This window comes from Streptomyces sp. NPDC050617, from assembly GCF_040654795.1.
Classification (GTDB): domain Bacteria; phylum Actinomycetota; class Actinomycetes; order Streptomycetales; family Streptomycetaceae; genus Streptomyces.
This window is the reverse complement of record NZ_JBFAIS010000001.1, coordinates 501372-513074: the sequence shown is the minus strand read 5'-3', so window position 1 is coordinate 513074 and position 11703 is coordinate 501372. Positions and strand designations below refer to the sequence as shown.

Below are 11703 nucleotides of genomic sequence, written 5' to 3'. Positions count from 1 at the left end.
CGGCCGAAACCGTTCTTTCCGCTTCGGCCGCGAAGGAGTAGGTGAAGGCGATTGTGGACGGAGGAGTGTTCCGGTCGGGGCGGCGGGCCCGGTGGGCTCGCGCTGTCCGCCGACGGCGGTCGGCCTGCCCGTGCGGGGATCGGCGCCGGCGGCCGGTCGGCCTGGCGCTCGCGCCCGTGGCGGCAGCGGTTCCGGTGGAACCGTCCCCATGCCGGCGCTCTCCCCCACCCCGTCATCCACCTATTTTTGCCTGCGCCTTACCTGGTCGCCAGTCCAATCGTGAAACAGTTTCGGGAGCCTGGGATTCCGCGGCGTGCCGTACGGGCGGGGGTCGGCCGCACAGCACGCCCCGGGGCGGGACCGGTCCGGGCGCGGTGGCCGCGGCTACGGCTTGCGGGCCACGCCCGCGTAGAAGGAGACCGCCGCGTCGGTGATCTCGGGGCCCAGTTCGGCGCCCTCGTTCCGCCAGCGGTGCGGCACCTCCACTCCGGGGTCGAGGAGTTCCAGACCGTCGAAGAATCGTTCCACCTGCGCCTTCGGGCGGACGCGCGCGGGGATGCCGCTGCGGTGGTAGATGGAGATGACCTTCTCCCAGGTCTCCGGGTCGAAGTCGGGCGTGCAGTGGGAGAGCACGAGGTAGCTGCCCGAGGGCAGGGCGTCGACGAGCCCCTTGACGATCTCGAACGGGCCGTCCGAGTCGGGGATGAAGTGCAGCAGCGCGTTGAGCGACATCGCGATCGGCTGGTCCATGTCCAGCGTGGCGTGCAGCTGGGCGGCCTTCAGGATGGACTCGGGGTCGCGGACGTCCGCGTGGATGTACTCGGTGCGGCCCTCGGGGGTGCTGCGCAGCAGGGCCTGCGCGTGGATCAGCACGATGGGGTCGTTGTCCGCGTAGACGATCTTGGCGTCGGGGGCCACCTCCTGCGCCACCTGGTGCAGGTTGGGGGTGGTGGGGATGCCCGTGCCGATGTCCAGGAACTGCCGGATGCCGGCCTCGGCCAGTACGCGGGTCGCCCGGTGCATGAACAGCCGGTTGGTCTGGGCGCAGATCTTGATGCCGGGGAAGACCGCCTCCACGTCCCCCGCCGCCAGGGCGTCGACGTCGTAGTGGTCCTTGCCGCCCAGGTAGTAGTCGTACATGCGCGCCGGGTGTGGCTTGCTGGTGTCGATGGTGCCGGGTGCGCCGCCGGTTTCGGCCATGGGAGTCCGCCCTCCGTGCTCGGGAGTGATCTGTCGGTGTGGGTGCCGCCGGTGGTCCGGGGGTGCCGGGGCGCCGGGGGCGGGTGGGGTGGAGCGGGCCGGTCAGTGGACGAGGAAGTCCGCGTCTCCGGCGCGCGCGCCCTGGATGAACGCCTTGATCTCGGCCTTGGTGTAGATGAGGGCGGGACCGTCGGGGTCGGTGGACTGGCGTACGGCGATATGGCCGTCGGACAGCTTCTTCGCTTCCACGCAGCTGCCGCCGTTGGGTCCGCTCCAGGGCTTGTGCCAGCCCTCGGTGCCGAGGGCGTTGGCGGGCATTCCGTTGTGGATCTCCATCTGCGTCACAGCTCCTCTCTCAGGTCCTTGAGGATGGTTCTCGTCTGCTCGAAGGAGGCGGCCTGGACCGCCATGTGGTCCAGGGCCTCGATATAGGCCGCGACATCGGGGCGGTCGTCGAGGTACCCCGCGCCGGTGAGTCCCTCGGTGTAGATGACATCGGGCTGTTCGCGCAGCCGGCAGCGGAACAGATGGAAGGGTCCGAAGGCGCCGCGGTGCGGTCCGGCCGCGAACGGCATGATCTGGAGCCGGACGTTCGGCCGCTCGGAGACCTCCAGGAGGTGCTCGATCTGGGCGCGCATGACGCCGGGCCCGCCGACGGGCCGGCGGAAGACCGTCTCGTCCAGGACGGCCCACACGGTGGGCGCGTGGTCCGTGGTGAGCAGGTCCTGGCGCTTGACGCGGAAGGCGACGCGGCGCTCCAGCTCGTCGCTGTTCCCGTCGGAGCCGACCGTCAGGACGGCGCGGGCGTAGTCCTCGGTCTGGAGCAGCCCCGGCACGTAGTGCGGCTCGTACGAGCGGATCAGCTCGGCGGCGTCCTCCAGGCTGACGTAGGCGCTGAACCAGTCCGGCAGGACGTCGCGGAACCGGTGCCACCAGCCGGGCTTGTTGGCCTCGCGGACCAGGGCGAGGAAGTCCTCGCGCTCCTCCTCGCCGAGGCCGTACCGCGCCACCAGCTCCTTGACGTAGGGGATCTTGAGCCCTACCTCGGCCTTCTCCATCCTGCGGATGGTCTGGTGGGTCACGTCGATGGCCGCGGCGGCCTCTTCGAGCTCCAGCCCGGCGCGCTCTCTGAGCCCTCGGAGCTGTATGCCGAGCACCAGACGCAGGACGGTGGGCGCGCTGCCAGTTCGCGCGTCACCCATACAGCACCTCCTCAACTCTCCGGCACATCATGCCCTGCGCCATAGCGTTGAGGATAGAAGCAATTTGAGATTGCCTTCCTGAAATTATCAGGTTGACCGCTTGCCAGTTGACTGTGTCGGCACTCATAGTGATCGAGTGGCGCACCTCACGAACCACGAGCAGTCCACGCCAACCAGCCGTCTGCACGGTCGAGTTGTCCTGCCGGTAACCGACACGCCGATGCGCGCCGTGGCCTGCCGTGCCGGACCGCGAGGCCGTCGACAGACCCGCCCCCTCCGCTGGAAGGCGCTCCTCGTGCATGTTTCGCCCCCCACTCCGCAGTCGCACACCCCGCGCTCGCAGCAGCAGGACTCGAAGCAGGAGGACGTCTTCCAGCTGCCGAGCCGCACGGCGTCCGTGGCCGAGGCGCGGCACCGCACCCGCCAGTGGCTCGACCGGTGCGCCGTCCCGGACGGGATATGCGCGGCGGCGGTCCTCGTCGTCTCCGAGCTGGTGACCAACGCCGTGGTCCACACGGACAGCGAGCGGATCTCCTGCCGGGTACGGGCGGACACCGCCCAGGTGCGCCTGGAGGTGCGGGACAGCGGCTCGGGGCGGCGCGGCCCCCGGCAGCGCAGCGCGGGGCCGGACGCCGAGACGGGGCGCGGGCTGCTGCTGGTGGGGAGCATGGCCGACGCGTGGGGGGTGGCCGCCCCCGGCCACAGCTCGGGCCACACGGTGTGGGCCACGCTGCGGATCACCGGCGCCTGAGCCGTACGCCTGGCGACGCCGGCAGGAGGTACGCGCCCTCAGCCGCCGACGGCCCGGAGCATCGCCCACAGGGCGACGGTCGAGGCGGCGAGGGTGGCCGGCACGGTCAGCAGGCCGAGGCGGGTGAACTCGCCGAGGCCGGGTTCGGCGTCCCGCTCGCGCAGGAGGCGCCGCCACAGGAGGGTGGCCAGGGACCCGACGTAGGTGAGGTTGGGGCCGAGGTTGACGCCGATGAGGACGGCGAGCACGGGGCCGGGGCCGGCGGGGGCGGCCAGCGGCAGCAGGGCCAGCACCGCGGGCAGGTTGTTGATGGCGTTGGCGAGGACCGCGGCCAGGGCGGCTGTGGCGAGGAGTTCGGGGAGCGAGTCGCCGTCCGGCAGCAGATCGCCCATGGCCGTGCCGAGGCCGCCCGCGACGACCGCCTTGACGACGATGCCGAGCGCGAGGACGAACAGGCAGAACTGCGGGTTCGCGGAGCGCACGAGGGCGGGCACGGTGGTCCGCCCGCGGCGCAGCGCCCGTACGCCGAGTACCAGCGCCCCGGCGAGCGCGGCCCAGGCCGGGTTCACGTCGGCGAAGGACGTGACGACGAAGCCGCCGAGGGTCAGCGCGAGGACGGCGAGCGTGAACACGGGCACGGCGGGCGGGTCCGGGGAGCGTACGGCGTGCGCGCCGTCCGTCAGGTCCGCGCGGAAGAAGCGGCGGAAGACCGCGTACTCGACGGCGATGGCGGCGAGCCACGGCAGGGCCATCAGCGCGGCGAACCGCGTGAAGGTCAGGCCGCTGGCCGCGAACGCCAGGAGGTTGGTGAGGTTGGAGACGGGCAGCAGCAGCGACGCCGAGTTGGCGAGGTGCGCGGTGGCGTAGGCGTGCGGCCGGGCGCGGGCCCCCGCCCGCGCGGCCGTCGCGAAGACGACGGGGGTCAGCAGCACCACGGTCGCGTCCAGGCTGAGCACGGCCGTGACGACGGCGGCCACCGCGAACACCCCGCCCAGCAGCCGCCCCGGACTGCCGCCGCAGCGCCGCGCCACCGCGTCCCCGGCGGCCGCGAACAGCCCGTCGTCGTCGCAGAGCCGGGCCAGCGCCAGCACCGCGGCGAGGAACCCGACGACCGGCAGCAGGGTGCGGGTCTGCTCCCAGGCGTCGGCGGGCGAGACCGCTCCTATGGCGACCACGACGGCCGCGGCGGGCACGGCCGCCACCGCCTCCGGCAGGCCGCGGGGCCGCACGACGGCGAACGCCAGCACCACCAGCAGCAGGAGTACCGAGACCGTCTCCAGCACGGCGCTCACGGGGCGGGGCTCACGGTGCTCGGTCCTTCCGGCGTCGCGTACGGGCCGAACGGCACGGCACGGCTTCAGGTCAACGGCTGCTGTGCGCAGCGTACGAGCTTCCGGGCCCGGCCGGGGAACCAGCGCCCGGCCCCGGAGCCGGGCGCGCCGCGCGGACACCGGCCGCTCGGCTCCCTGGGGCGCGTAGCCGCGGCGAGGCCGGCTCACCGGGGAATTTGGGCCCCCGGCTCGACTCGGCGGAGGCGTCCGCCCCGCTCACCGGGCGCGCCGCCGCGGCGGTCGACGGGCCGTGCCGCGCTCCGGAGCGGGGTGGTGCGCAGGCGCCGCCGCCCGGCCCGCCGGGGGCTCGATCCGCGGCACGCCGTCGCCGCGGCCGGCGGAAGGTCAGGCGGGTGAGCCGAGGGGGCCGAGGGGCGTTCGCGCGTCGTGGTGGATCGGGGTGTGGGCGCCGGTGAGGGGGGCGCCGGTGCCGCCCCGGCGGGACGCGACGATCTCGCCGCCGATGGACAGGGCCGTCTCCTCGGGCGTACGGGCCCCGAGGTCGAGGCCGATCGGGGAGTGCAGCCGGGCCAGCTCCTCCTCGGTGAGGCCGGCGTCGCGCAGGCGGGCCAGGCGGTCCAGGTGGGTGCGGCGCGAGCCCATCGCGCCGACGTAGGCGACGGGCAGCCGCAGCGCCCGTTCCAGCAGCGGCACGTCGAACTTGGCGTCGTGGGTGAGGACGCAGAGCACGCCGCGGCCGTCGAGCCGCTGCGTGTCGAGGTAGCGGTGCGGCCAGTCGACGACGACCTCGTCCGCCTCGGGGAAGCGCCGCGGGGTGGCGAAGACGGGGCGCGCGTCGCAGACGGTGACGTGGTAGCCCAGCAGCTTGCCGACCTTGACCAGGGCGGCGGCGAAGTCTATGGCCCCGAAGACGATCATGCGGGGCGGCGGGGAGCTCGACTCGACGAGCAGGACGGCACGCTGTCCGCACTCCGTCTCCGCCGCCCCCAGTGGAGCGGCCACCGCCTCCGTGCCGACCGTCAGCGTGCCCGTACGCCCCGCGTCGAGCATCGCACGGGCCTCCGCGGCGACGGTCCGGTCGAGTTCCGCGTCGCCGCCGAGCGTCCCCTCGTACGGTCCGTCGGGGCGTACGAGCAGGGCGCGGCCCAGCGGACCGGCCGCTCCCCCGACGACGCGGGCCAGCGCCGCGGCCTCGCCGCGCGCGGCGGCGGACAGGGCGGCGGCGAGCGTCGTCCGCGCCCCGCCGTCCGCGGGGTCGGCCGCGCGTACCGGCGTGATGAGGATGTCGATGACGCCGCCGCAGGTCAGCCCCACCGCGAAGGCGTCCTCGTCGCTGAATCCGAAGCTCTCCAGGACGCTGTCGCCGCTCTCCAGCGACGCGCGGCACAGTTCGTACACCGCGCCCTCGACGCACCCGCCGGACACGCTGCCGATCGCGGTGCCGTCGGCGTCGACGGCGAGGGCGGCGCCGGGCCGGCGGGGCGCGCTGCCGTGCGTCGCCACGACGGTGGCGACGGCGAAGTCACGGCCCTGCTCGCACCATTGGTGCAGTTCGGCGGCGATGTCCAGCATGGCGGTCAACTCCTCGTGTGCCCCGGTGCGTCCCTCATGCGACGCCCAGCCACCCTTCGATCGGGCCGAGCGCGAAGTAGACGAGGAAGATAACGCTCAGCCCCCACATGAACCCTCCCGGCTCGCGCCACTTCCCGCGCGCGGCCCGGATGGCGGTGTAGGCGATGACGCCCGCGCCGACCCCGGCGGTGATGCTGTACGTGAACGGCATCAGGGCGACCGTCAGGAAGACGGGGGCGGCGGCCGAACGGTCGCTCCAGTCCACGTGCTTGGCCGCGCCCATCATCATCGAGCCGATGACGACGAGCGCCGCCGCGGCCACCTGGGCGGGCACGAGCCGGGTGACGGGGGTGAAGAAGAGGCAGGCGGCGAAGAACGCGCCGGTGACGACGGACGACAGCCCGGTACGGGCGCCCTCGCCGGCCCCGGTGGCCGATTCGATGAAGACGGTCTGGCCGGAGGCCCCGGCGACGCCGCCGATCGCGCCGCCCGCGCCGTCGATGAACAGCGCCCGCGACAGGCCGGGCATCCGGCCCTCGGCGTCGGTCAGCCCGGCCTCGGTGCCGACGCCGATGATGGTGGCCATGGCGTCGAAGAACCCGGCCAGCACCAGGGTGAAGACGATCATGCCGACGCTGATCGCCCCGATCCGGTCCCAGCCGCCGAATTCGACGTGCCCCAGGAGTCCGAAGTCGGGGGTGGAGACGGCGCCGCCGTGCAGCGCGGGGGTGGGGCCGCCCCAGTCCCGGTCGGTGAGGCCGCCGAGCTTGGTGACGGCGACGGACAGGACCGTGCCGGCGACGATGCCGATGAGGATGGCGCCGGGGACGGCGCGGGCCTGGAGCATGAGGATGAGCAGCAGGGTGACGGCGAAGAAGAGGACGGGCCAGCCTCTGAGTTCGCCGGTGGCGCCCAGTTGGACGGGGGCGCCCGTGCCCTTGCCGACAAAGCCGGCCTTCACCAGGCCGATCAGCGCGATGAACATGCCGATGCCCATGGTGATCGCGTGTTTCAGCGGCAGCGGGATCGCGTTCATGATCATCTCGCGGAGGCCGGTGACGACCAGGAGCATGATGACGGCCCCGTACATCACGCACATCCCCATCGCCTGCGGCCAGGTCAGCCGCGGCACGACCTGCGCGGTCAGGGCCGCGGAGACGTTGAGCCCGGCCGCGAGGGCGAGCGGCACCTTGCCGACGAACCCCATCAGCAGCGTGCAGAGCGCCGCCGCGGCGGCCGTCGCGGTGATGACGGCGGTGCGGCCGAGGGTGTGCCGGTCGACGTCGGGGCCGCTCAGCAGCACCGGGTTGAGCAGCAGGATGTACGCCATCGCCATGAAGGTGGTGATGCCGCCGCGCACCTCGCGCGCGAGGGTCGAGCCGCGGTCGGTGATGTGGAAGTACCGGTCGAGCCACGAGCGGCCGGCGGGTGGGCGCGGGCCGTCGCCCGCCGCGGGCCGCGGCCGTATCGACTGATGGGTCATGTGCCTGCTCCCAAGGTTCACAGGGGCGCCCGCGTGCGGCGCGGGATGTGGATGGGATGGTGCGGGGGCTGCACGACCCGGGGGACGGCCCGAGACGGATGGACGGGGTACGGACGGACGGGCGTACGTACGGACGTACGGCGGCGCGCGCTCGTACCGCCGTGCCCGGCGGCCGGGCGACGGTCAGGTGCCGGTGAGGTGTTCGGGCCGCACCGGCACGCGCTTGAGGGGGAGCCCCGTCGCCGCCCGGATCGCCGCCACGACGGCCGGGGTGGAGGACAGGGTGGGCGCTTCGCCGACGCCGCGGAGCCCGTACGGGGCGGCGGCGTCGGCGAGTTCCAGGACGTCGACGGGGATGCTCGGGGTGTCGAGGATGGTGGGGATGAGGTAGTCGGTGAAGGAGGGGTTGCGGACCTTGCCGTCGCGGTCGACGACGATCTCCTCCATCACCGCGAGGCCCAGGCCCTGCGTGGTGCCGCCCTGTATCTGGCCGGCGACCGACAGCGGGTTGAGCGCCTTGCCGACGTCCTGGGCGCAGGCCAGCTCGACGACCTTGACCAGGCCCAGTTCGGTGTCCACCTCGACGACCGCGCGGTGTGCGGCGAAGGAGTACTGGACGTGGCCGTCGCCCTGCCCGGTGCGCGGGTCGAGGGGTTCGGTGGGCCGGTGCCGCCATACGCGTTCGAGGTCGACGGCGTCGCCCGCCAGGACGTCCACGAGGTCGGCGAGGACCTCGCCCGCGTCGGTGACCACCTTGCCGCCCTCCAGCAGGAGTTCGGCGGTGGCCCACGCCGGGTGGTACGTGCCGAACCGCGCCCGCCCCCGCTCCAGGACCGCGGCCCGCACCTCTTCGCAGGCGTGCTTGACCGCGCCGCCGGTGACGTACGTCTGCCGGGAGGCGGAGGTGGAGCCCGCCGAGCCGATGCGGGTGTCGGCCGGGTGGAGGGTGACCTGGGCGACGCCGAGTTCGGTACGGGCGATCTGGGCGAGGACGGTGACGCCGCCCTGGCCGACCTCGGCCATCGCGGTGTGCACGACGGCGACCGGCTCGCCGCCGGCCGCCTCCAGGCGGACGCGCGCCGTGGAGTAGTCGTCGGCGCCCTCGGAGAAGCCGACGTTCTTGATCCCCACGGCGTAGCCGACGCCCCGCACGACGCCCTCGCCGTGCGTGGTGTTGGACAGCCCGCCGGGCAGGGCCCGCACGTCGGCGCCCTCCGTCGTCTCCCACTGGTTCTCCGGCGGCAGCGGCAGCGCCTTGACGCGGCGCAGGAGTTCGGCGACGGGCGCCGGCGAGTCGACGGCCTGCCCGGTGGGCATCAGGGTGCCCTGCGACATGGCGTTCGCGCGCCGCAGCTCCACCGGGTCCATGTCCAACTCCGCCGCGAGCCGGTCCATCTGGGCCTCGTACGCGAAGCACGCCTGGACCGCGCCGAAGCCGCGCATCGCGCCGCACGGCGGGTTGTTGGTGTAGAGCGCGAGCGCCTCGATGTCGACGTGGTCGACGGCGTACGGGCCGGCGGAGAGCGAGGAGGCGTTGCCGACGACGGCCGGGGAGGAGGAGGCGTACGCGCCGCCGTCCAGCACGATCCGGCACGTCATATGGGTGAGCTTGCCGTCCCTGGTCGCCCCGTGCTCGTACCGGAGCCGGGCGGGGTGGCGGTGCACATGGCCGAAGAACGACTCGAACCGGTTGTAGACCATCTTCACGGGCCGGCCGGTGCGCAGCGCGAGGAGGCTCGCGTGGATCTGCATCGACAGATCCTCGCGGCCGCCGAACGCGCCGCCGACGCCGGAGAGCGTCATCCGCACCTTGTCCTCGGGCAGGCCGAGCACGGGGGCGATCTGCCGCAGGTCGGAGTGGAGCCACTGGGTGGCGATGTAGAGGTCTACGCCGCCGTCCTCGGCGGGCACCGCGAGGCCGGACTCCGGGCCGAGGAACGCCTGGTCCTGCATGCCGACCTCGTACTCGCCCGTCACGATGACGTCCGCGCGCGCCCGCGCCGCGGCCACGTCGCCGCGGACGATCGGCTGCCGGTGCACGATGTTGGGGTGCGGCACCCGGGCGGCGTGGTGGTCGGTGCGGCCGGGGTGCAGCAGCGGCGCGTCCGCGGCGGTGGCGCTCTCCTCGTCGGTGACGACGGGCAGCGGGGCGTACTCGACCTTGATCTTCGCGGCGGCGCGGCGGGCGGTCTCGGGGTGGTCGGCGGCGACGACGGCCACGGGCTCGCCCTGGTGGCGGACCCGGCCGTGGGCCAGCGCGGGGGTGTCCTCGATCTCCAGGCCGTAGGTCTTGGCGGGGGCGGGCAGGTCGTCGTAGGTGAGGACGGCGTGCACGCCCGGCTGCGCCAGCGCCTCGGCGGTGTCGACGGAGCGGATCTCGGCGTGCGCGTGCGGGCTGCGGAGGGTGAAGCCCCACAGCATGTCCTCGTGCCACAGGTCCGAGGCGAACGCGAACTCGCCGGTGGCCTTCAGCGTGCCGTCCGGGCGGAGCGTGGACGCGCCGACGCCGCCCTGGGCGGCGGCGCCCTGGGTGAGGCCGGCGGGGGTGCGGGTCGCTCGGGTCGCGCCCATGGTCAGCGCCCCCCTTCCGGGGCCGGGGCGGCGGCGCGGGTGGCCGCGAGGCGGACCGCGTCGAGGATCTTCTCGTAGCCGGTACAGCGGCAGAGGTTGCCGGAGAGCGCCTCGCGGATGTCCGCGTCGGACGGCTCGGGGTTGTGCTCCAGGAGGTCGTCGGCGGCGACGAGCAGTCCGGGGGTGCAGAACCCGCACTGCACGGCCCCGGCGTCGATGAACGCCTGCTGCACGGGGGCGAGGGCGGGGGCTTGGGCGGGGGGCTGGGCGGGGGGCTGGGCGGGGGTTCCGGCTCCGCCGGTACGGGCCGCGGAGCTCGCGCCCGTACCGGCTTCGGCCCTGCCGATGTCCGTACCAGCGGCGTCGGCCGTGCCCGCGTCCGTACCGGCGGTGTCGGCCGTGGGGCCCGCCGCTCGCTGCTCGGCGAGGTCGGCGAGGCCCTCGACGGTGAGGACGGCGCGGCCCTCGGCCTGTCCGGCGGCCACCAGGCAGGCGCAGACCGGCACGCCGTCGAGGCGGACCGTGCAGGAGCCGCACTCCCCCTGTTCGCAGGCGTTCTTGGAGCCCGGCAGACCCAGCCGCTCGCGCAGCAAGTACAGCAGGCTCTCGCCCTCCCAGACGTCGTCGGCCCGCTGCGGCCGGCCGTTGACGGTGAGGTTCACGCGCACGGGGCGCCTCCCTTGGCGGAGCGGCCGGGGCCGCGGAACTCGTCCCAGGTCCAGGCGAGCGTGCGGCGCGCCATGACGCCGACCGCGTGCCGCCGGTACGCGGCGCTGCCGCGGACGTCGTCGATGGGGTTGCAGGCCCCGGAGCACAACTCGGCGAACTGGGCGGCGACCGGCGGGGGCAGGGCCCGCCCCGATTCCCAGAACCCGCCGTCCGCGAGCGCCGCGTTCAGGAAGTCCTCCGCCGCGCGGGCCCGTACGGGCGTGGGCGCGGCCGATCCGATGCCGGTCCGCACCGTGCGGGACTCGGGGTGGAGGGCGAGGCCGAAGGCGCAGACGGCGATGACCATGGCGTTGCGGGTGCCGACCTTGGAGAACTGCTGGGGCCCGTCGGCCGTGCGGACGCGGACGGCCCGGATCAGCTCGTCGGGGGCGAGGGCGTTGCGTTTGACGCCCGTATAGAACTCCTCGACCGGGATGAGGCGGGTGCCGCGCACCGACGCGGCCTCGACCTCGGCGCCCGCGGCGAGCAGCGCGGGGTGGCAGTCGCCCGCCGGGGAGGCGGCGCCGAGGTTGCCGCCGACGGTGCCGCGGTTGCGGATCTGGGGCGAGCCGACGGTGTGCGCGGCCAACGCGAGGCCGGGCAGTTCGGCGCGGAGCCGCTCCATGATCCGGGTGTAGGGGACGGCGGCGCCGAGGCGTACGCACCCCGCGCCCCGCTCCCCGTCCGTCTCCCATTCGGTCAGCTCGGCGACGCGCCCGAGGTCGAGCAGGTGCTCGGGCCGCCGCTGGTCGAAGTTGAGCTCGACCATCACGTCGGTGCCGCCGGCGATGGGCAGGGCCGCGGGGTGCTCGGCCTTGGCGGCGAGCGCGTCCTCCCAGCGGGTGGGGCGCAGGAAGTCCATGGGCGTGTGTCTCTTCTCGATCGGGTTCGAGTGCGCGTTCGCGGTCGGGGTCGAGTGCGCGT

At 74.1% G+C, this 11703-nt stretch carries 11 protein-coding genes; 1 reads left to right on the top strand and 10 read right to left on the bottom strand.

What is annotated here, in order from left to right; all coding sequences use genetic code 11:
* Positions 1 to 384: 384 nt before the first annotated feature.
* The 4 genes from AB0I49_RS02145 to AB0I49_RS02130 all read right to left on the bottom strand — a co-directional run bounded on the left by AB0I49_RS02145 (position 385) and on the right by AB0I49_RS02130 (position 2703).
* Positions 385 to 1200, bottom strand: coding sequence for an SAM-dependent methyltransferase (locus AB0I49_RS02145; RefSeq protein ID WP_363224822.1), 816 nt, complete (start codon positions 1198 to 1200; stop codon positions 385 to 387).
* A gap of 102 nt (positions 1201 to 1302) precedes the next feature.
* Positions 1303 to 1536 carry a DUF397 domain-containing protein gene (locus AB0I49_RS02140; RefSeq protein ID WP_363129973.1) on the bottom strand — a complete coding sequence of 78 codons (234 nt, stop codon included), beginning with the start codon at positions 1534 to 1536 and terminating at the stop codon, positions 1303 to 1305.
* A 5-nt stretch (positions 1537 to 1541) separates the two neighbouring features.
* Positions 1542 to 2402 (bottom strand): helix-turn-helix transcriptional regulator, encoded by an 861-nt coding sequence (locus tag AB0I49_RS02135; RefSeq protein ID WP_363224820.1) that lies wholly within the window; start codon positions 2400 to 2402, stop codon positions 1542 to 1544.
* Positions 2395 to 2703 (bottom strand): hypothetical protein, encoded by a 309-nt coding sequence (locus tag AB0I49_RS02130; protein ID WP_363224819.1) that lies wholly within the window; start codon positions 2701 to 2703, stop codon positions 2395 to 2397. Before AB0I49_RS02130 ends, AB0I49_RS02135 begins: the two co-directional genes overlap by 8 nt.
* On the opposite strand from AB0I49_RS02130, the gene AB0I49_RS02125 reads away from it, so the two are divergent.
* On the top strand, positions 2698 to 3153 hold the full coding sequence (locus tag AB0I49_RS02125; RefSeq protein ID WP_363224818.1) for an ATP-binding protein: 456 nt from the start codon (positions 2698 to 2700) through the stop codon (positions 3151 to 3153). The genes AB0I49_RS02130 and AB0I49_RS02125 overlap by 6 nt on opposite strands.
* Before the next feature lie 38 nt (positions 3154 to 3191).
* Here the strand turns inward: AB0I49_RS02125 and AB0I49_RS02120 are convergent, their stop codons facing one another.
* The 6 genes from AB0I49_RS02120 to AB0I49_RS02095 all read right to left on the bottom strand — a co-directional run bounded on the left by AB0I49_RS02120 (position 3192) and on the right by AB0I49_RS02095 (position 11641).
* A complete protein-coding gene (locus AB0I49_RS02120) occupies positions 3192 to 4436 on the bottom strand; it encodes an SLC13 family permease (protein ID WP_363224961.1) in 1245 nt (414 codons plus the stop codon).
* Between the two features lie 393 nt (positions 4437 to 4829).
* Positions 4830 to 6017 (bottom strand): XdhC/CoxI family protein, encoded by a 1188-nt coding sequence (locus AB0I49_RS02115; protein WP_363224817.1) that lies wholly within the window; start codon positions 6015 to 6017, stop codon positions 4830 to 4832.
* Positions 6018 to 6051: 34 nt separating this feature from the next.
* The gene (locus AB0I49_RS02110) at positions 6052 to 7500 is read right to left on the bottom strand and encodes an NCS2 family permease (RefSeq protein ID WP_363224816.1); all 1449 of its coding nucleotides are present in this window, start codon (positions 7498 to 7500) and stop codon (positions 6052 to 6054) included.
* Between the two features lie 183 nt (positions 7501 to 7683).
* Positions 7684 to 10071: a xanthine dehydrogenase subunit D gene (gene pucD, locus AB0I49_RS02105; protein ID WP_363224815.1), complete on the bottom strand. Its 2388-nt coding sequence runs from the start codon at positions 10069 to 10071 to the stop codon at positions 7684 to 7686.
* Between the two features lie 2 nt (positions 10072 to 10073).
* Positions 10074 to 10739 carry a (2Fe-2S)-binding protein gene (locus AB0I49_RS02100; protein WP_363224814.1) on the bottom strand — a complete coding sequence of 222 codons (666 nt, stop codon included), beginning with the start codon at positions 10737 to 10739 and terminating at the stop codon, positions 10074 to 10076.
* Positions 10730 to 11641, bottom strand: a complete 912-nt coding sequence (locus AB0I49_RS02095; protein WP_363224813.1) for a xanthine dehydrogenase family protein subunit M — start codon at positions 11639 to 11641, stop codon at positions 10730 to 10732. Before AB0I49_RS02095 ends, AB0I49_RS02100 begins: the two co-directional genes overlap by 10 nt.
* Between the last annotated feature and the right edge of the window lie 62 nt (positions 11642 to 11703).